This window comes from Hyphomonas johnsonii MHS-2 (assembly GCF_000685275.1).
Taxonomy (GTDB): domain Bacteria; phylum Pseudomonadota; class Alphaproteobacteria; order Caulobacterales; family Hyphomonadaceae; genus Hyphomonas; species Hyphomonas johnsonii.
The window spans coordinates 936,726-955,338 of the sequence record NZ_ARYK01000001.1 but is presented as its reverse complement, the minus strand read 5'-3'; the positions used below and the strand labels follow the sequence as shown (position 1 = coordinate 955,338).

Genomic DNA, 18,613 nt, shown 5'->3' with positions numbered 1-18,613 from the left:
GCACCAGGCCCCTGCGATTCACCGGCGTTCGCCATGCAGCGCACTCAGAATATTCGGCACCTGCGCTTCAAGATCCTCGGAAATCAGGCCGGCGCCGACGCGCAGCCCGGCCTCCCCGTGCAGCCACGCGCCCATTGCGGCGGCCGGAAGCGTCGCCATGCCCTGTGCCATCAGGCCGGCAATGAAACCCGCCAGCACATCGCCAGACCCGGCCGTGGCAAGCCATGGCGTGGCGTGCGTATTGACGACTGCTTGCCCGTCAGGGGCCGCGATAACGGTGTCGGCCCCCTTGAGCAGCACCACACAGCCCGCCTTTGCGGCAGCCTTGCGGGTAGCTTCGATCTTGTTGGCCTCGGTGTCGAGAAGGTCGCCGAACAGCCGCCGGAACTCACCCACGTGCGGCGTGAGGACGTCGTCGGGGCGCAGGCGCTTGAACAATTCTGCCGGGTGGCTGTCGAAAACGGTCAGGGCGTCAGCGTCGAGCACGGCCCGCGCGGCACCCTTGAGAAGGACTTCGACATTCGCACGGGTAGAGGGCGTGATTCCGGCGGCCGGGCCGGCGATCACGACCTGGGCGTTCTGGATTGCCGCGGCGAGGTCGTCCGCACTGTTGGCTTCCTCCAGCATCACGGCGGTCAGGTGCCCGGCGTTCACCGACATGGCCCCATGACCGGACACGACCGTCACCAGCCCGGCGCCAACACGCAGGCCCGCCCGTGCAGCCATGCGGGCCGCTCCGGTCGACGCGGCTGGGCCACTGACAACTTTGAGGTGTCCGCGCTTGTGCTTGTAACCTTCCGGGCCTGGCCGCGGCATGGCCGGGCCCCAGATCAGCGGGCTGTTTTCTACGGCCTGGGTCTGGGCCGGAACGCCGATGTCCGCAGCGAACACCACGCCACAAAGGGCCGCGCCGGGCTGCAGGACATGCGCCGGACGCAGGCCCGAAAACGTGATCGTTCCATCTGCCCGGAAGCAGGCACCGAGCGGTTTCGCGGTCAGGCCGTCAATCCCGGATGGCACGTCGATCGAGATGACACGCCCGCCCCGGGTCGCAAGCGCCGCCGGGACACCGTCCAGCGGACGGGACAAGCCACCACCAAACAGGGCATCGAGCACAAGGTCGTGGGGTGCCGAAAGCGCCGCCTCCAGCGGGCGAACACCCCCCTGCCATTGCGCCGCCGCTTTCGCAGCGTCGCCCGTCAGCGCGGATGGATCCACCAGGCAGAAAACCTCGACCGTCCGCCAGAGCTTGGCGAGCCGCGCAGCGGCGATGAAACCGTCACCGCCATTGCCGCCCGGGCCGCACAGCACCTGGATTGTTCCCTCAGGCCATCTCGCATGAAGGAACTCCGCTGCGGCAATTCCCGCGCGGGTCATGATATCGAAACTGTCGGTGCCGGCGTCGAATACGGCCTGTTCAGCCGCCGTCATCTCCGCTGGCGTAATGATTGGTCTGCCCATGGGGCGATCTCATAACACGCGGGTTGCGGATTCGCTCCCATATTCAGCGACGGAAAGCACATTGTTCCGGCGCTCAAGCCGAGTGACCGAACAATGCCCCGGACGGAAGATCACCACGCGCGGATCCTGGGCGACCATGCCGGCAATCGCGTTGATTGCAACGAAGTGGCTGAACACGACCGTGTTGTCCGGCAGCCCTCCGATGAAATCCACCATGGTGCTGCGCCATGCCGTGAAATCGTCAGCCCCGGCATCCCAGGTTCCGGCCATCAGGTTTCTCAGCCACGTGACACGATCTCCAACACCTTCTGGCGTAACGATCTCAGAGACAGCAGGCGACACGGTCGCGACGACCTGTTGCGCCTGCTCGAACGGCCTCGCCGTCTCGCGACAGCGCTGCATGGGGCTCGTGACGGCCTGCGTGGCGCCCAGCCGTGCCAGTTCACCGGCAACAGCAGACGCCTGCTTTTGTCCCAAATCACTCAGACCGGGGTCCGGATGGTCTCCCCAGCCCGCGGCGGCTTCTCCGTGCCTGACCAGAAAGATCACGCGGCGACCTGAATTTCGCTGGCCGCGATTCCCATGTCAGCGCAGATGTCGAGGGCCCGGTAGTACGCGTCGGGCCTGGCGATGCCGAGCCGTTCACGGGCGCTGTCCAGCGGTTCGTGCAGGAGAGCGATGATGTCCTCGCGGATGATCTTCGACGCCGCCGCGCCATTGCGCTTGCCTTCCCAGAAGCAATCCATCACGCGCGCTTCCTTGGGCAGGTGCTTGAGCAATTGGCGCGTGCCCATGAAGGAAATGAAAATGATGCCCAGGCCGGGCTGCTGGCTGTGGGAGAAGGCCAGGAGGCTCGCTTCGCCAAGCGCGTCCCGGCCATAGCCGGACAGGACATGGAACAGGTCGTGCGTGTCCCGAAGGCGGTTGCCAAACCAGTTGAGGTCATCGTCGAAATCCCGCAGCGCGCTGGAGAACTTTTCGCTCTCGTCGACAAGTCCCTGCGCAGTCAGGCCTTCGCGTTCCATGAAATCCACGTAGGCGCGCCCGACCGTGCCGGCGGGCAGTTCCCGAATCCAGGCGTGGTCGTCGAGGCGTGGCGGCAGGTGAATCTTTTCAGCCAGAAGCGCCTGGCCTTCCTTGCTTTCCGCGAATTCCCTGAAATTCTTCTGCAGGGACTTCCCGTTCAGCGCTTCGATAATGTGAAAGACCTGTTCGGTGTCTTCCTTGTCGGCGATCAGGTTCTGCATGTGCTTCCATGCCCTGATCGGCCGGAATTTTGCCGGTTTGCGAGCCGGATGGACAAATGGTTCAATCATGAGTGGCCACACTCTTTCTGCTGTTTACCGATCAATACCACATCGCCGCTCACCAGAAAAGTGACGCAAGCGTCATTTATTTCCAGCGCAAGCGTTGCGCGCACCGCTCATAAAACAGGCAGAGGTGTCCAAAAATTGACCACCGGTTCTGATCGCATGCCACATTACACAGGTTGCACTCGCCTAGGGCCGTGAGTGCGCTTACCGAAAGCCAATACCCATTCAGCGGCTGGAGACATGAACCATGAAGAAAATCGAAGCAATCATCAAACCGTTCAAGCTCGACGATGTCAAAGAGGCCCTCCAGGAGATCGGTCTGCAGGGCATGACCGTACTTGAAGCCAAGGGCTTCGGCCGCCAGCGGGGCCATACGGAACTCTACCGGGGAGCAGAGTATGTGGTGGATTTCCTTCCCAAACTGAAAATCGAGATTGTGCTTGCAGACAGCGCCGTTGATGGAGCCGTCGAAGCAATCAAGAAGGCCGCACACACCGACAAGATCGGCGACGGCAAGATCTTCGTGTCGGCGATTCTCGAGGCCGTCCGCATTCGTACCGGCGAGACAGGTGACGCAGCACTTTAATCCTGTATCACTCCAGTTCGCGAAACTGCTTACACAATTCCTGAAGGGCAAATTCCAATGGCTGACAAGCTTATCAAATTGATGAAGGACGAGGACGTTCAATACGTCGACCTTCGCTTCACCGACCCGCGCGGCAAGATGCAGCATGTGACGTTTCACAAGAACATGGTCGGCGACGACTTCTTCTCCGAAGGCCAGATGTTTGACGGTTCGTCGGTCGCTGGCTGGAAAGCCATCAATGAGTCCGACATGCTGCTGATGCCTGACCAGGACTCGGCCATGATCGACCCGTTCTTCCAGCAGACCACGCTGGCAGTCATGTGCGACGTGCTCGATCCGGTCTCCGGCCAGGCCTATAACCGCGACCCGCGCACGACCGCCAAGAAGGCCGAGGCCTACGTCAAGGCAGCCGGCGTCGGCGACACCGTGTTCTTTGGTCCCGAAGCCGAGTTCTTTGTCTTCGATGACGTCCGCTGGTCCGTTGAACCGCACAGCACCGGCTACAGTTTCGATTCGACAGAACTGCCGATCAACACAAGCAAAGAATACCCGATGGGCAACATGGGCCATCGGCCAGGCCCCAAGGGCGGCTACTTCCCGGTTCCGCCGGTCGATTCCGAACAGGACATGCGCAGCGAAATGCTGTCGGTCATGTTCGACATCGGCCTCGACCCCGAAAAGCACCACCACGAAGTGGCGCCGGCCCAGCATGAGCTTGGCTTGAAATTCTCGACCCTGACCGTGATGGCCGACCGCCTGCAGCTCTACAAATATGTCATCCACAATGTGGCGGCATCGTATGGCAAGACGGCGACCTTCATGCCGAAACCGATGTTCAAGGACAACGGATCCGGCATGCACGTTCACCAGTCGATCTGGGGCGGTGGCAAGCCGCTGTTTGCCGGCGAAAAATACGCCGGCCTCTCCGACATGTGCCTTTACTACATCGGCGGCATCATCAAGCACGCCAAGGCGCTGAACGCGATCACCAACCCGTCGACCAATAGCTACAAGCGCCTGGTCCCCGGATACGAAGCGCCAGTCATGCTGGCCTATTCGTCGCGTAACCGGTCGGCGTCGATCCGCATTCCGTTCGGCTCGAATCCAAAAGCCAAGCGGATCGAAACGCGCTTCCCGGACCCGGCGGCAAACCCCTACCTTGCCTTCGCAGCCCTGCTGATGGCGGGCCTCGACGGGATCGAGAACAAGATCCATCCCGGCGATGCCATGGACAAGGATCTCTACGACCTGCCGCCTGCAGAAGCCAAATCGATTCCCCAGGTGTGCGGCTCGCTGCGTGAAGCGCTTGCCGCGCTCGACGCAGATCGCAAGTTCCTGACCAAGGGCGGCGTCTTCGATGACGACCAGATCGACGCTTACATCGAGCTCAAGATGGAAGAGAACATGCGCTACGAACTGCACCCTCACCCGGTGGAATTCGAAATGTACTACAAGGTCTGAGCTGTCTCACCTTTTGGACACGTGATCAGGAGGCCGGCACCATCACGGGTGCCGGCCTCTTCTTTTTCTGAAGACGGTTCGCTCAAAAATGAAAAGCCCCGGACGGCGGGTCCGGGGCTTCATCAGTCTGAATTGGAATGCTCGGCTCAGCCGGCTTCGGGCTGGCTCTTCTTCGCGTGGACGTAGAGGGGCTCGGCATTGCCTTCAACGACTTCGCCATTGATGACGACTTCTTCCACACCGCGAAGGTTCGGAAGTTCGAACATCGTATCGAGCAGGATCGACTCCATGATCGAGCGAAGGCCGCGTGCGCCGGTCTTGCGACCGATGGCCTTGCGCGCAACGCCGGTCAGCGCCTCGGGCGTGAAGGTCAGCTGCACATTCTCCATGTCGAACAGTTTCTGGTACTGTTTGAGCAGGGCATTTTTCGGCTGGGTCAGGATCTCGATCAGGGCTTTCTCATCGAGGTCTTCCAGGGTTGCAATCACGGGCAGGCGCCCGATGAATTCCGGGATCAGGCCGAAACGCTGAAGATCTTCCGGCTCGGTGTTGCGCAGGATCTCGCCGACGCCACGCGCTTCCGGATCCTTCAGTGCGGCGCCGAAGCCGATCGAGGCATTTTCGCCGCGCGAGGTGATGATCTTGTCGAGGCCCGCAAAGGCACCCCCAACGATGAACAGGATGTTCGTCGTGTCGACCTGCAGGAACTCCTGCTGCGGATGCTTGCGGCCGCCCTGTGGTGGCACGGCCGCAACCGTACCCTCCATGATCTTGAGCAGCGCCTGCTGGACACCCTCGCCCGACACGTCGCGGGTGATCGAAGGATTATCCGATTTGCGCGAAATCTTGTCGATTTCATCGATGTAAACGATACCGCGCTGGGCGCGCTCGACATTGTAGTCAGCCGATTGCAGCAGCTTGAGGACGATATTCTCGACATCCTCGCCGACATAGCCGGCTTCGGTGAGTGTCGTCGCATCGGCCATGGTGAATGGCACATCCAGGATGCGCGCCAGTGTCTGCGCCAACAGTGTCTTGCCGCAGCCCGTGGGGCCGACCAGCATGATGTTGGACTTCGACAGTTCGACGCCATCCGTCTTGCCGGCGTGCGACAGACGCTTGTAGTGATTGTGCACGGCGACCGAGAGAATGCGCTTCGCGTGGCGCTGGCCGATGACATAATCGTCCAGCACGTCACAGATTTCCTGCGGGGTCGGCACGCCTTCGCGTGAACGGACCATGGCGGTCTTGTTCTCTTCGCGAATGATGTCCATGCAGAGTTCGACGCACTCGTCACAGATGAATACCGTCGGTCCCGCAATCAGCTTTTTCACTTCATGCTGGCTCTTTCCACAGAAAGAGCAGTAGAGGGTGTTCTTTGAATCGCCTGAGCCGGTTTGTTTGGTCATGCTGTCCTCAATGCCGGGTAAGGCTTAACGTGGCCTTTAAGCGCCCTCACCCGGTTTCTTAATATGACAATAAGGGCCATGGCCCACCCTGCAAGAGGCAGACCGCAATTGATGGGGGCCTGCAGGCCTACTTTTCATCCTCATTGGCGCGCCGTTCGAATACCTTGTCGACGATGCCGAATTCGACGGCCTCTTCCGCGGTCAGGAACGTGTCCCGGTCGAGCTTGCGCTCAATCACGTCATAGTCCTGGCCGGTATGCTTGACGTAGATATTGTTGAGACGCCGCTTGAGATCGATGATTTCTTCGGCGTGACGCTCGATATCTGTAGCAACGCCTGAGTATCCGCCCGATGGCTGGTGCAGCATCACGCGCGCATTCGGCAGGCAGGTCCGCATGCCGTGTTCGCCCGCAGCGAGCAGCAGGGACCCCATGCTGGCGGCCTGGCCGAAGCAAACGGTCGAAATGGGACACCGGATATATTGCATCGTGTCGTAAATCGCGAGCCCCGAAGAGACGTATCCGCCCGGGCTGTTAATATACATCGCGATGTCTTTTTTCGGGTTCTCCGACTCAAGGAAAAGCAGTTGTGACGTGATCAGCGCGGCCATGCTGTCGTCAATTCCACCCGTAACGAAGATGATTCGCTCCTTCAGGAGGCGCGAGAAAATGTCGAACGCCCGCTCTCCCCGGCTAGTCTGTTCCACCACCATGGGAACAAGGTTCAGGGCAGTCTGGTACGAATTCGTCATGAAATCAGGCCTCGGGGGTCAGTATCGGGATTCTCTGTTCTGAAAGAACTGGCAGAACGCCCTATATTTGTCCACGCACGACTGTCCGCAAGAGGCTTTGGGCTGTGGAATGCGCGCTTCAGCGCCATGGCCATTTCGGGGCGCCGCTGGGTGGCGGCTGGGACGGATCGCGCATGAAGGCGAGATAGTCCGCTTGCACGGTCTCTGCCTGAAGGTCTCGCAGCAACATGTGGTAGCCGTTGGCATAGTACACCGTGCGCACGCTAGGCGGCAGCACCCTTGCTGTCCGCTTCACGCCGGCTGGCGGAATGACATAGTCGTTCGCGCCATAGGACAGCAGGGTCGGCACGCTGGCAGGCAACCGGGCAGCGCTGGCATGGGCCGTCTCCATCAGGCTGACCACGCCATAGACCTGATCGATCCGGTTATGCGGCATCATCAATGGGTCAGACCAGGTGCGTCGCAGCATCTCGTCATTGTCTGACGGCTCGATCCTGACGAGTTTGCGGGGCGGACGAACCACCCATCCCGGTCGCGTGTGTGTCGAAGCCCAGAGGCTTGCCCGGTAGACCGGATTCATCGCCCCCCAGCCACGCAGCCCCGGCCCGGACGCAATCAGCCGGTCGGCCGCCGGTGGCTCGTCAGACCCGAAGGCGCTGATTGCGACGGCCCCACCCATCGAAATTCCCACCACCGTGATCACCGCGTCCGGATGGCGCGCGCGTGCAACGCTGACGGCCGTGCGCAGGTCCTCGCGCATCAGTTCTTCGTCCGGCCAGATGCCCCGGCCCGGCGAACGCCCGAATCCGCGCTGGTCGTAAGCGTAAGTGGTCACCCCGTGCGCTGCCCAATAAGGTGCCGCCATGTGGAACGCGTTTGCATAATCGTTCATGCCGTGGACGCCGACCACCACATGATCCGGCGCATCAACACCCTCGGCGGGCCAGACAGTGAGGCCCAGCCGCGCACCATCCGCAGCGATGAACACATTCTGATCGGTATCAAAATGCGGGTTCACGGGTTCGATCGTCATTTGCGGTCCCTGGGTCACGGGGTGAGCACAGCTTGCCAGCAAGAGCGCCGCAAGAAAAAGCGTCAGGAGTCCAAGGCGTCCCGAACGGCGTGCCGCAGGGCCGGGATAACGTCGGCTTCGAACCAGGGATTGCGCTTCAACCATGAAGTGTTTCTCCAGCTTGGATGTGGTGTAGTGAATATTCGCTCACTTGTAAATGCCTGCCAGTTGCTGACCGTTTCAGTCAGGGACTTCCCTGCCCGGCGGCCGAGATGCCACTTCTGCGCATGGCTGCCGACGAGGATCATCACCTGAACCCCTGACAGGCGCTCCAGCAGGCCCGCCCGCCAGGTTTCGGCGCAGCGTTTCATCGGCGGGCGGTCACCGCCTTTGGCGTCATAGCCGGGAAAGCAGAAGCCCATCGGCACCAGCGCGACGCGGGCTGGATCATAAAACTCCGTCTCCGTGACGCCCATCCAGTCCCGCAGCCTGACGCCGGACGGATCATTGAACGGTTTTCTTGTCACGTCCGCCAGGTTTCCCGGTGCCTGACCTGCGACCAGCACCCGCGCTGTCGCACTGGCCTGCACGATCGGATTCGGTGCCCGTGTCATTTCTGCCGCGCAAAGCGTGCAGGCCCGTATTCGGGCAAGATGAGACTGGAGATCGCTGGCCATGATGTCATATCTGGTGCTGGATACCGCACAGGAAAGGACCCAAATCACATGAGCCAGTCAATACTTCGCAAGATCGAACCGCGCGCCCACGATCTTGGTGGTGGGTTTCGCGTGCGCCGGGTGCTTCCCCATCATGCCCACAAGATGGTTGGACCATTCATCTTCTTCGACCATTTCGGTCCGGTGGACTATGCGCCCGGCGAAGGGTTCGACGTGCGGCCCCATCCGCATATCGGCCTGGCCACGGTGACCTACCTGTTCGAAGGCGCGATCCGCCACCAGGATAGCCTCGGCAGTGACACAGTCATCCGCCCCCGCGCTGTGAACTGGATGACCGCTGGCCGCGGCATCGTCCACTCCGAACGCACGCCCACGGCGGAACGGGCCGCTGGCCAGCGCATGCATGGCCTGCAAACCTGGGTCGCCCTGCCCCACAGCCATGAAGAAACTGCGCCGGCCTTCGTCCACCATGCTGCCGACTCGTTGCCGCAGTTCGAGTTGGATGGTGCGGACATCCGGGTCCTGGCCGGTGAGGCCTGGGGCCATTCGTCGCCTGTCGAATTTCCCTGGGGAATTCTGTACGTCGCCGTCGAAACGCAAACGGGCGCGGACATCGTCCTGCCCGCGAGCCTCGCAACCGAGCGGGCCTTCTACCTGGTATCCGGGGCCGCCATGGTCGACGGCGAGGAGGTCAGTGAAGGCTTCATGTTTGTGCTCGAACCCGGCGCAGACGTGCCGGTTTCGCTCCGCGAGGGCACCAAGGCCGTCGTCTGCGGCGGAGCGCCTATGGATGGCCCACGGAACATCGACTGGAACTTCGTCTCTTCCGACAAGGCGCGCATCGAGGCCGCCAAACAGGAATGGACGCGCGCCACGCAGGCGGGTGGGACCGAACTGTTTCCGACCGTGCCCGGAGATGACGCCGAGTGGATCCCGCTGCCCTGAAATTGCCACATTTGAAAGACACCCCCCGGATAGGCGAATTCCGGGATGGGGGCTCGCCGCACACATGACGATAATGTCAAAGAGAGGGTGTATCCATGAACTTCAAACTACTCGCCGGGGCTGCTGCTTCGGTTGCTATTCTCGCCGCTTGCCAGACGCCGACTGCAGACGAATCTGCGACGGCTGCCAGCCTTGACGCTACCGCTGCTGAGGCATCCGCCGAGGTCGCTGAAGCTGCGGCTGACGAATCTGCCGAAGCCGCGCCGGCCGCAGAAGAGGCTGCCGTTGCTGCTGTAGAGGCTGAGGCTGCTGCCGACACCGCTGCCGAGGCTGAAGCTGCGGCTGACGTTGCCGAAGCTGCAGACGATGCGGCCGAAGCTGACGTCGCTGAAGCGGAAGAGGTCGTCGTAACCGCCGAGGCTGCTGCTGACGTTGCCGAAGATGCTGTCGCCGCGGCTGAAGACGCCGCCGAAGCGGCTGCCGACGCTGCAGAGGACGCGGCTGAAGCCGCTCAGGAAGCTGCTGAAGACGCGACAGAAGCTGCTGTAGAGGCCGCCGAAGCCAGCGAATAACGCGCATTTCAATACACGACATGAAGGCGGGCCCTGGAAGCAGGGTCCGCCTTTATTGCTTGAGTAGCGGGATGTCACAGTCTTGAAGCCCATCGCCTGCCGTGCCAGACCCTGACACAAACCAAACGACTTGCCCGTTGGAGGGGCTGATCCATGAAACAAATCGCTCTTGCCGTTTCAATCCTGGCACTGGCCGCCTGTGGTGGCCCGAAAGCGGACGCCCCAGCCGATACACCGCCCGAGGCCGCCACGCCGCCCGCGACGTCGGAAGCCCTGCTCCTGCCCCTGCCCACTGACACGACTGCAGACATCACCGCTTCAGACCTCGCAGTGCGGATCAAGACACTCGCGGACGACACATTCGAAGGACGCGGGCCGGGCACCCCTGTCGGCGAGGCGGCCGCCGCCTGGGTTGGCGCAGAAATGGCGCGGGTCGGGCTGCAGCCCGGCGGCGACGACGGCACCTATTTCCAGAAGGTCGCCATGGTCAACCAGACCATCGACCCGGACCAGTCGTTTCTGACATTCACCGCTCCGGACGGCACCGAGATGCCGACCGTCCTGAAAGAAGATGTGGTCATCTGGACCAAGCACCAGGATTCCGACACCATCAATTTCGCCCCATCTGACGTTGTCTTTGTCGGCTACGGCATCGACGCACCGGAATACCAGTGGAACGATTACGGTGACCAGGACTACACCGGCAAGACTGTGATCATCCTCGTGAATGACCCCGGCTTTGCCACCGGCGATCCCGATCTCTTCAAAGGGAACGCGATGACCTATTACGGCCGCTGGACCTACAAGTTCGAAGAAGCGGCACGCCGCGGTGCTGCCGCCGCCATCATCGTGCATGAGACAGAGCCGGCTGCGTATGGCTGGGATGTCGTGAAGAATTCCTGGTCAGGCGCGCAGTCCGATCTCGTTCGCGCGGACGGCGGTGCCGATCGGGCGCTGATGGAAGGTTGGGTTACCCGTGACATGGCTCAGAAGCTGTTTGCCTCGGCTGGCCTGAACTTCGACGACATGAAGACTGCCGCGAAGACACGCGGCTTCCAGGCAGTGCCGATGACTGGCCTGAAAGCCACCGGAGAAATCGAACAGACGATCGAGAACCTGGACAGCCGGAACGTGATCGGCGTTCTGCCCGGCACGACTGCGCCGGATGAATACGTTCTCTATACTGCTCACTGGGATCACCTCGGCAAGAAAACCGGCAAGAAGACGGGGGCCCCTGGCGAAGACTTCTATCAGGACCAGATCTACAATGGTGCCGTCGACAATGCGACCGGCGTGTCCGCATTGCTGGAAATGGCAGAAGCCTTCAAGGCACAACCCCATGACCGGTCCTTGCTGTTCGTGTCTGTCACGCTCGAGGAATCCGGGCTGCTGGGCTCGGAATACTTCGCTGAGCACCCGACCGTTCCGCTCAACAAGATCGTCGCCGGTATCAACATGGACGGCGCCCTGCCGATCGGCCTGACCAAGGACATGGTGGTCATCGGCTACGGCGCATCGGAACTTGAGGACCGTCTGAAAGCCGTGCTTGATGCACAGGGCCGCGTCATCAAGCCGGACGGCAAGCCGGAAGCGGGATACTTCTACCGCTCAGATCACGTCTCTCTCGCCAAGCGCGGGGTGCCAATGCTTTATGCTGATGGCGGCGAAGACAAGGTCGAGGGTGGCATCGCAGCCGGCAAGGCCGCAGCGGCGGCCTATACCGCAGAGCGCTACCACAAGCCGATGGATGAATATTCCGACAGCTGGGACCTCGCCGGCTTCACGCAGGACATCCAGTCCCTGTTCGCTGTCGGAGAAGGCATTGCCGACTCCACCGATTGGCCGACTTGGTACCCCGGAAACGAGTTTGAAGCAGTGCGCAAGGACTCCCTCGCGTCCAACTAGCAAACCGAACGCCTGAACTGGTCCCGGATGGCGCCATGCGCCGTTCGGGACTAGTCATATCCAGCACCGAAAGCCGAGGACATGCTCTCCTATCAACACGGGTATCACGCGGGAAACCGGGCCGACGTCCTGAAGCATGCCGTACTGCACGCGCTGCTCACCGAGATCGGCGCCGGCCCAAAGCCGGTTCTCTATGTCGAGACCCATTCCGGCCGCGGACGCTACGACCTGACCGGCGAACAGGCCCGCAAGGGCGGAGAAGCCGTTACGGGTGTCCAGCTGCTGCAGGCGGCCAAGGCTCCCAAGGCCATGAGACCCTGGCTCGCGGAAGTCGACCGGCGCGGCAAGACCGATTATCCCGGCTCACCCGCCCTCGCCCAGGCATTGCTGCCGCCGTCTGCCAGGATGGTGTTCTTCGAAAAGCATCCAGCGGAATTTGCCGCTCTGGCGAAATCCGTTGGCGCGGACGAGCGCGTCCAGGTCAAGCAGGCCGACGGGTATTCGGGGGCATTGAAGCTTTCTCCCCGTGCCGGCGAACAGATGGTCTGCTTCGTCGACCCGAGCTACGAGACAACCCGCGATATTGACGCGCTGGCCCTGTGGACCCCGCGCGCGCTCAAGCGTTGGCCCCAAGGCATCCTCATTCTCTGGCTGCCGCTTTTCCGCGACGGCCGGGAGGCGGAATTCGGGGAATACCTCGGCGGTCTCGAAGAGTGCATCATCGCCGGCGCCCGCTGGCCCATCGACCCCGAAGACGAAAGCGCGCTCGAAGGCTCCGCCATCGTCGCGTTCCGTGCACCGCCCGCCGCCGCCGACACGTGCCACGCCATCGCTGCGAGCCTGCAATCCTGGTGGCCCGCAGCCTTCGGCAATCGCGCGACATGATCCGCATCCTCCTGATCGGTGGAGGACACGCCCACGTTGTCGCGCTCAGGCACCTCGCAAGACACCCCGCCGAAGGCGTTGAACTGTGCCTGGTCAATCCGGACGACACATCGGCCTATAGCGGCATGTTGCCGGGCATGGTGGCAGGCCATTGGGCCCGCGACGCCCTCTCGGTGCCCCTGTCGCCCCTCTGCCGCGCAGCCGGCGCCACGCTCCTGGAGGCGGCGGTCACCCAGCTCGACCCCATTCGGCAACAGGCGGTCACCAACACGGGCGCTGTGCTCGATTTCGATTTTGCATCACTGGACGTCGGCGCAATTGCCGCTGTCCAGTCGCCCGAGAGCCTGCGCCGCCTGGGAGTGCCGGCCAAACCGCTGGGCGCGTTTGCCGACGCCTGGCTCGAATTTGTCGCCGAAGTCGAGTCAGGGCGGCGCGCTCCGACCTGCGCCGTGATCGGGTCCGGCCTTGCCGGTGTAGAACTCGCATTGTCGATGCACCATAGGCTCGGTAGCATTCCTGCCGATATCGCCCCGCAAGTAACGATAATCGACCAGGCAGAAGACATCCTGCCAGGAGCGAACCTTTCCCTTCGGTCGGCCCTCCGGACTGAACTGAAACGCGCCGGTATCCGGACGTGTGTGTCACAAGGCGTCGTCAAGGCGGAACAGGGGAAACTGACCCTGACATCAAGGCAGGTCGTCGATGCGGATTTTGTCGCGCTGGCCACCGGCGCAACCGCCCACGCCTGGATCGCCGGGTCCGGGCTCGCGCTGCAGCATGGTTTTGTGGAAGTCGACGCGACGCTTCGCTCCGTCAGTCACCCGGTCGTGTTTGCCTGTGGAGACACGGCCCACCTCGCGCACGCAGCCCTGCCAAAAGCTGGTGTCTTCGCCGTTCGCCAGGGCAAGGTCCTGGCAGAGCAGGTTCGCCGGCTGGCTGAAGGCAGCGACCTGGCGACTTATGTCCCCCAGAAAGACTATCTCAAACTTGTCAGTCTCGGGCGGCGTGCCGCCATTGCGGAAAAGTGGGGACTGGCCCTCAAGCTCCCCGGGTTTTGGGCCCTGAAACGGCGCATCGATATGGCGTTCATCAGGGGCGACAATCCGGATCGGTCGGATTCGGGCTGATTTTCACCTGCCGCACATACTAACTATTCCCTTTTTTACCGACTCCCTGCTAAAGGAGCGCCATGAAATCAGCTGTTATCGTCTTTCCGGGTTCGAACTGCGACCGGGACGCACATGATGCGCTTGCGCGGGTCACCGGGCAGGCTCCCGCAATGGTCTGGCACAAGGACGGAACGATCCCGCCCGGAACCGATCTCGTGATGGTTCCCGGCGGCTTTTCGTACGGCGATTATCTTCGGTGCGGTGCCATGGCAGCGAACTCCCCTGTGGTCGAACAGCTGGTCGCGCACGCGCAGCGTGGCGGCTACGTTCTGGGCATCTGCAATGGCTTCCAGATCCTCTGCGAGACGGGCCTGCTGCCGGGCGCGCTGATGCGGAATGCATCGCTCCACTTCGTCTGCCGCCCACAGACACTGACCATCGAAAGTACGAATACGGCCTTCACCAGCGCATATGCAGGAACACCCACCGTGTCGTTCCCGATCGCGCACCATGAGGGCAACTATTTTGCCTCTGATGAGACGCTGGACGAGATCGAGAGCGAAGGCCGCATCGCCTTCCGCTATGCCTCCGGCGAGAACCCGAACGGTGCCGCCCGCGATATCGCCGGAATTCTCAGCGAAAATGGCCGCGTGCTGGGCATGATGCCCCACCCGGAACGGGCAGTGGGTGGCCATGAGGGTGGTAACGACGGCCTGGGTGTGTTCGAGAGCCTGATGAGCGCCGCCTGACCTTACTGGCCAGCAGCCGCAGCGGGCGCTAAGACAGCGTCAATAATGACAGCCCCTTCCCTTCCCCCGAAAATCGCCAAGCGCCTCGCGGACGCGTCGGCGGCCAGGCAGGCGGGCCGGTTCGACGATGCCATCGCTGGCTATCGCTGGGTGCTGAAGAGGGCGCCGGACCTGCCCGACAGCTGGTACAACCTCGGTTGGTTGCTGCGCCGTGTCGGTGATCCGCTGGGCGCACTGGAGGCCTATGACCGCGCACTGAAGCGGGGCATCCGGCAGCCCGAGGAAGTGCACCTCAACATGGGTGTCATCCATGCCGATGACCTGCTGGATCCCGAACGCGCGCAGGCCAGCTATGCCGCGGCGCTCGCTGCCAATCCGCGTTACGTGCAGGCTCGCTTCAACCTCGCCAATACTCTGGAAGACCTCGGGCAACGCGACGCAGCGATCGCGCAATATTCCGGAATCCTGGCGCAATACCCTGACGAACCGGAAACGCTCGCCCGTCTCGCCAACGCGACTCGCATGGCAACAGCCGATGACCCGCTGATTGCCCGCCTGCAAAGGGCGTTTTCGCGGCAGGACCTGCCACCCCAAACGCGCGCCACGGTCGGGTTCGCCCTCGGCCGCCTGCTTGACCAGGCCGCCGAATACGATCGGGCGTTCGAAGTCTACGCCAGTGCCAACCGACTCAGCAGCGCCGGGCGGCCTGACGGCATCCCGGCCTACATCCCATCACAACACGACGACTACGTCGCCGAACTTATCGAACAGCCGCCACCGGAGCGTCGTCGAACCGGGCCGGTTGATACGATCAGGCCGGTCTTCATTCTCGGCCAGTTCCGGTCAGGCTCTACCTTGCTGGAACAAGTGCTCTCGGCCCATCCGGACGTTACGACCGCCGGGGAATTGCCACTCCTGTCCAGCATGGCGCGGCACGATCTTGCGCCCTACCCGGCCCGCCTTGCTGATCTCACGGAGCCGCAAGCGACGACGCTGCGATCCAGATACCTGGACGGCCTGCGGCAGCGCCTGCCAGCGGCCAGCGGCCTCGTCACCGACAAGCGCCCTGACAATTACGTCCATATCGGACTGATACTCCGCCTGTTTCCGGACGCCCGCATCCTGCACACGGTGCGCGACGCGCGCGACACGTGCCTGTCGAACTATTTCCTTCATCTCAGCCATGACCAGGCCCACGCGACGGACCTTGCACATCTCGGGCATCAATACCGCGCATACCAGCGCCTCATGCGCCATTGGAAACGCATCGCGCCGGACAATATCCACGATGTCGACTATGACGCCCTGGTGGCGGCACCCGAGTCCGAAGTGCGCAAGGTCCTCGATTTTCTTGGCCTGCCCTATGACCCGGCCTGTCTCGATTTCCAAAACAGTCGCGCTCCCGTTAAGACCGCAAGTGTCTGGCAAGTCCGGGAGCCGCTCTACACCCGGTCTTCCGGTCGCTGGAGAAACTACCAACCCCACATCGGACCGCTCCTGGAGGCCCTGAATGACTGATCGTGCCGCACTTATCGCCAAGCTGCCCAAAGCCGAGCTTCACCTGCACATCGAGGGGAGTTTCGAGCCGGAAATGATGCTGGCAATCGCCGAGCGCAACCGGGTCGACATTCCCTTCAAGACGCTGGCACAGGCAAAGGCGGCCTACAATTTTGCGAACTTGCAGGAATTTCTGGACCTTTACTATCAGGGCATGAACGTGTTGCGCGTCGAGCAGGACTTCCACGACCTCACCTGGGCCTACCTCAACCGCGCCAAAGCCGACAATGTGCGCCATGTCGAGATGTTCTACGACCCGCAGGCCCACACGGAACGCGGCGTTGCCTTCGGAACCGTCACCGACGGCATCCTCAGCGCATTGGAGCGCGGCGAAAAGGAACTCGGTATCACGTCGAAACTGATCATGAGCTTCCTGCGCCACCTCTCCGAAGAGGACGGTTTCGCCTTGCTGGAAGAATCCAGGCCGTGGCACAACAGGTTTGTCGGTGTCGGCCTCGACAGTTCCGAAGTCGGCCATCCGCCGTTGAAATTCGAGCGCCTCTTCGCCGAATGCCGCCGACTGGGCTTCAAGTTGTGCATGCATGCTGGAGAGGAGGGCCCGCCAGATTACGTGCGTGAGGCTCTGCTGGACATCGGCATCGACCGTCTCGATCATGGCAACCGCTCGATGGAAGACCCTGCCCTTGTTGCCGCGCTGCGTGACACGCAGATCCCCCTCACGAATTGCCCCCTTTCCAATCTCTCGCTTTGCGTCATTGGCGACCTGAAGGAGAGCCCCCTCAAGGCCCAGCTTGAGGCCGGCTTGCTGGTGACCGTCAATTCCGACGATCCGGCCTATTTCGGCGGCTACGTGAACCAGAATTACCAGGCCATAGCGGACGCCCTTGACCTGTCTGACGATCAATTGGTGCAACTGGCCCGCAACAGCTTCACCGGCGCCTTCCTCAACGACGCAGACAAGGCCCGCCACCTTTCAGAAATCGACAAGGCACTCGGAATCTGACAGCACTCCTCGCCAAACAGAAAACTCAAGGAACTGCCCATGTTGAGAACGCTGATGTTCGGCGCTGCCGTACTCGTCCTGTCATCCTGTTCCAGAGATGCGGTGACGGTTGAAGACGCGCCCGCGCCTGAACCGGCAGCCGCTGAAGCTCCGGATTTCGAACACACTGATTATGCCGACATGGCAAACTGGCTGTGCCACCCGGACAAGGCAAATGACGCCTGTGCGATAGATCTCTCCGCGACGGCCGTTGCGGCCGATGGTACGACCACACCCATTGCGTTCACACCAGCCGTCGAACCCGCATTTGACTGCTTTTACATCTATCCTACCGTCTCATTCGATACGACACCCAACAGTGACACGAATGCCGGGCCGGAAGAGCTCAACGTCGTGGCCAACCAGTTCGCCCGCTACGGTGAAGCGTGCCGTCTATTCGCGCCGATGTACCGGCAAACCACGCTGCTCGAATTGCAGAAGCAGATGATGACCGGCCAGACAGCTGCGAATGACGAGATGCGCTATTCAGACGTCATCACCAGCTGGAACACCTATCTCGCCAACGAGAACAAGGGGCGCGGTGTCTTGCTGGTCGGCCACTCCCAGGGTGCCAGCATGATCTACCAAATGCTGGAAAAGGATATTGTCGGGTCTCCCGCCATGGACAAGCTCGTCGCGGTCCACGCCATCGGCTACGAAACAGTCGTCGATCCCGCCACCGGCCTGGCATCCGGCTTGCCGGTCTGCACGTCTGAGGCGCAAACTGGCTGCCTCGTCAGCTTTGCCAGTTTCCGCGAACCCACGCCGCCGTCGGTTGATTCCTTTTTTGGCAAGGCCCAGGACGGCAAACGCGCCGTTTGTACCAATCCAGCCGGCCTCGGTGCCGGTAAGGGTAGTTTGAGGGCCTTCATGCCCCGCCAAAGCTTCGGACGTATGATGCCCAACGATTATGGCGTCGCCGTCGATACGCCCTTTGTTACGCTGCCCGGCCTCCTCACGGCCGAATGCCAATCCAACGACACACATGATTGGCTGGCGGTATCGATCAATGCCGACCCCGCTGACCCGCGCGCCGACGACATTCCCGGCGATCTCGTGTTCGATGGCAAAGTTGTCGCTGACTGGGGCCTCCATCTCGTCGACATGAACCTGGCGATGGGAAATCTCGTCGACCTGGCCAAATCTGAAGGTGCCGCGTGGCAGGCCGCCCAAACGGCCGAGTAAGCACAATCGGGCTGGCGACTCGGGCGCTTTGCG

General features: G+C 62.0%; 18 protein-coding genes. 11 read left to right on the top strand and 7 right to left on the bottom strand.

The window, feature by feature from the left end:
* Positions 1-18: 18 nt before the first annotated feature.
* Genes HJO_RS04485 through HJO_RS04475 form a run of 3 tightly spaced genes read right to left on the bottom strand, consistent with a single transcriptional unit; the run spans position 19 to position 2,777 of the window.
* Entirely contained in the window at positions 19-1,461 is a 1,443-nt protein-coding gene (locus HJO_RS04485) for a bifunctional ADP-dependent NAD(P)H-hydrate dehydratase/NAD(P)H-hydrate epimerase (RefSeq protein ID WP_035613874.1), read from the bottom strand.
* A 9-nt stretch (positions 1,462-1,470) separates the two neighbouring features.
* Positions 1,471-2,010, bottom strand: coding sequence for a histidine phosphatase family protein (locus HJO_RS04480; RefSeq protein WP_035613872.1), 540 nt, complete (start codon positions 2,008-2,010; stop codon positions 1,471-1,473).
* Complete coding sequence (locus HJO_RS04475; RefSeq protein ID WP_035613869.1) at positions 2,007-2,777, bottom strand: Coq4 family protein; 771 nt, start codon at positions 2,775-2,777, stop codon at positions 2,007-2,009. Before HJO_RS04475 ends, HJO_RS04480 begins: the two co-directional genes overlap by 4 nt.
* Positions 2,778-3,021: 244 nt before the next feature.
* Between HJO_RS04475 and HJO_RS04470 the strand changes: the two genes are divergently transcribed.
* Together HJO_RS04470 and glnA are read left to right on the top strand one after the other, a co-directional pair.
* Complete coding sequence (locus tag HJO_RS04470) at positions 3,022-3,360, top strand: P-II family nitrogen regulator (protein WP_035613864.1); 339 nt, start codon at positions 3,022-3,024, stop codon at positions 3,358-3,360.
* 57 nt (positions 3,361-3,417) lie between these two features.
* Complete coding sequence (gene glnA / locus HJO_RS04465) at positions 3,418-4,821, top strand: type I glutamate--ammonia ligase (RefSeq protein WP_035613861.1); 1,404 nt, start codon at positions 3,418-3,420, stop codon at positions 4,819-4,821.
* A 146-nt stretch (positions 4,822-4,967) separates the two neighbouring features.
* Here glnA and clpX read toward each other — a convergent pair whose 3' ends face one another.
* The 4 genes from clpX to HJO_RS04445 form a co-directional block, all read right to left on the bottom strand.
* Complete coding sequence (gene clpX / locus HJO_RS04460) at positions 4,968-6,230, bottom strand: ATP-dependent Clp protease ATP-binding subunit ClpX (RefSeq protein WP_035613859.1); 1,263 nt, start codon at positions 6,228-6,230, stop codon at positions 4,968-4,970.
* Positions 6,231-6,357: 127 nt separating this feature from the next.
* Positions 6,358-6,981, bottom strand: a complete 624-nt coding sequence (locus HJO_RS04455; protein WP_035613857.1) for an ATP-dependent Clp protease proteolytic subunit — start codon at positions 6,979-6,981, stop codon at positions 6,358-6,360.
* A 118-nt stretch (positions 6,982-7,099) separates the two neighbouring features.
* Positions 7,100-8,014, bottom strand: coding sequence for an alpha/beta fold hydrolase (locus HJO_RS04450; protein WP_164473933.1), 915 nt, complete (start codon positions 8,012-8,014; stop codon positions 7,100-7,102).
* Positions 8,015-8,076: 62 nt separating this feature from the next.
* Entirely contained in the window at positions 8,077-8,670 is a 594-nt protein-coding gene (locus HJO_RS04445) for a uracil-DNA glycosylase family protein (protein ID WP_035613854.1), read from the bottom strand.
* A 48-nt stretch (positions 8,671-8,718) separates the two neighbouring features.
* Between HJO_RS04445 and HJO_RS04440 the strand changes: the two genes are divergently transcribed.
* From HJO_RS04440 to HJO_RS04400, 9 genes are all read left to right on the top strand, one after another.
* Positions 8,719-9,615 (top strand): pirin family protein, encoded by an 897-nt coding sequence (locus HJO_RS04440; protein ID WP_035613853.1) that lies wholly within the window; start codon positions 8,719-8,721, stop codon positions 9,613-9,615.
* Between the two features lie 95 nt (positions 9,616-9,710).
* A complete protein-coding gene (locus HJO_RS04435; protein ID WP_035613851.1) occupies positions 9,711-10,187 on the top strand; it encodes a hypothetical protein in 477 nt (158 codons plus the stop codon).
* 153 nt (positions 10,188-10,340) lie between these two features.
* Positions 10,341-12,092: a M28 family metallopeptidase gene (locus tag HJO_RS04430; protein ID WP_035613849.1), complete on the top strand. Its 1,752-nt coding sequence runs from the start codon at positions 10,341-10,343 to the stop codon at positions 12,090-12,092.
* A gap of 81 nt (positions 12,093-12,173) precedes the next feature.
* Entirely contained in the window at positions 12,174-12,977 is an 804-nt protein-coding gene (rlmJ, locus tag HJO_RS04425) for a 23S rRNA (adenine(2030)-N(6))-methyltransferase RlmJ (RefSeq protein ID WP_051618184.1), read from the top strand.
* A complete protein-coding gene (locus HJO_RS04420; RefSeq protein WP_035613847.1) occupies positions 12,974-14,104 on the top strand; it encodes an FAD-dependent oxidoreductase in 1,131 nt (376 codons plus the stop codon). The genes rlmJ and HJO_RS04420 overlap by 4 nt, the downstream gene beginning before the upstream one ends.
* A 62-nt stretch (positions 14,105-14,166) precedes the next feature.
* Complete coding sequence (purQ, locus tag HJO_RS04415; RefSeq protein ID WP_035613845.1) at positions 14,167-14,835, top strand: phosphoribosylformylglycinamidine synthase subunit PurQ; 669 nt, start codon at positions 14,167-14,169, stop codon at positions 14,833-14,835.
* A gap of 45 nt (positions 14,836-14,880) precedes the next feature.
* Positions 14,881-16,353 carry a tetratricopeptide repeat-containing sulfotransferase family protein gene (locus HJO_RS04410; RefSeq protein WP_051618182.1) on the top strand — a complete coding sequence of 491 codons (1,473 nt, stop codon included), beginning with the start codon at positions 14,881-14,883 and terminating at the stop codon, positions 16,351-16,353.
* On the top strand, positions 16,346-17,356 hold the full coding sequence (locus HJO_RS04405; protein ID WP_035613843.1) for an adenosine deaminase: 1,011 nt from the start codon (positions 16,346-16,348) through the stop codon (positions 17,354-17,356). The genes HJO_RS04410 and HJO_RS04405 overlap by 8 nt, the downstream gene beginning before the upstream one ends.
* 39 nt (positions 17,357-17,395) lie before the next feature.
* On the top strand, positions 17,396-18,580 hold the full coding sequence (locus HJO_RS04400; RefSeq protein ID WP_035613841.1) for a DUF3089 domain-containing protein: 1,185 nt from the start codon (positions 17,396-17,398) through the stop codon (positions 18,578-18,580).
* Positions 18,581-18,613: the final 33 nt, after the last annotated feature.

Excerpts from the sequence above, each read along its gene's own strand:
- rlmJ (WP_051618184.1), top strand. The coding sequence starts at position 12,174 with ATGCTCTCCTATCAACACGGGTATCACGCGGGAAACCGGGCCGACGTC.
- HJO_RS04440 (WP_035613853.1), top strand. The coding sequence starts at position 8,719 with ATGAGCCAGTCAATACTTCGCAAGATCGAACCGCGCGCCCACGATCTT.
- HJO_RS04420 (WP_035613847.1), top strand. The coding sequence starts at position 12,974 with ATGATCCGCATCCTCCTGATCGGTGGAGGACACGCCCACGTTGTCGCG.
- HJO_RS04475 (WP_035613869.1), bottom strand. The coding sequence starts at position 2,777 with ATGATTGAACCATTTGTCCATCCGGCTCGCAAACCGGCAAAATTCCGG.
- HJO_RS04485 (WP_035613874.1), bottom strand. The coding sequence starts at position 1,461 with ATGGGCAGACCAATCATTACGCCAGCGGAGATGACGGCGGCTGAACAG.
- glnA (WP_035613861.1), top strand. The coding sequence starts at position 3,418 with ATGGCTGACAAGCTTATCAAATTGATGAAGGACGAGGACGTTCAATAC.
- HJO_RS04430 (WP_035613849.1), top strand. The coding sequence starts at position 10,341 with ATGAAACAAATCGCTCTTGCCGTTTCAATCCTGGCACTGGCCGCCTGT.
- HJO_RS04445 (WP_035613854.1), bottom strand. The coding sequence starts at position 8,670 with ATGGCCAGCGATCTCCAGTCTCATCTTGCCCGAATACGGGCCTGCACG.
- HJO_RS04435 (WP_035613851.1), top strand. The coding sequence starts at position 9,711 with ATGAACTTCAAACTACTCGCCGGGGCTGCTGCTTCGGTTGCTATTCTC.
- clpX (WP_035613859.1), bottom strand. The coding sequence starts at position 6,230 with ATGACCAAACAAACCGGCTCAGGCGATTCAAAGAACACCCTCTACTGC.
- HJO_RS04405 (WP_035613843.1), top strand. The coding sequence starts at position 16,346 with ATGACTGATCGTGCCGCACTTATCGCCAAGCTGCCCAAAGCCGAGCTT.
- HJO_RS04400 (WP_035613841.1), top strand. The coding sequence starts at position 17,396 with ATGTTGAGAACGCTGATGTTCGGCGCTGCCGTACTCGTCCTGTCATCC.
- purQ (WP_035613845.1), top strand. The coding sequence starts at position 14,167 with ATGAAATCAGCTGTTATCGTCTTTCCGGGTTCGAACTGCGACCGGGAC.
- HJO_RS04470 (WP_035613864.1), top strand. The coding sequence starts at position 3,022 with ATGAAGAAAATCGAAGCAATCATCAAACCGTTCAAGCTCGACGATGTC.
- HJO_RS04455 (WP_035613857.1), bottom strand. The coding sequence starts at position 6,981 with ATGACGAATTCGTACCAGACTGCCCTGAACCTTGTTCCCATGGTGGTG.
- HJO_RS04410 (WP_051618182.1), top strand. The coding sequence starts at position 14,881 with ATGACAGCCCCTTCCCTTCCCCCGAAAATCGCCAAGCGCCTCGCGGAC.
- HJO_RS04450 (WP_164473933.1), bottom strand. The coding sequence starts at position 8,014 with ATGACGATCGAACCCGTGAACCCGCATTTTGATACCGATCAGAATGTG.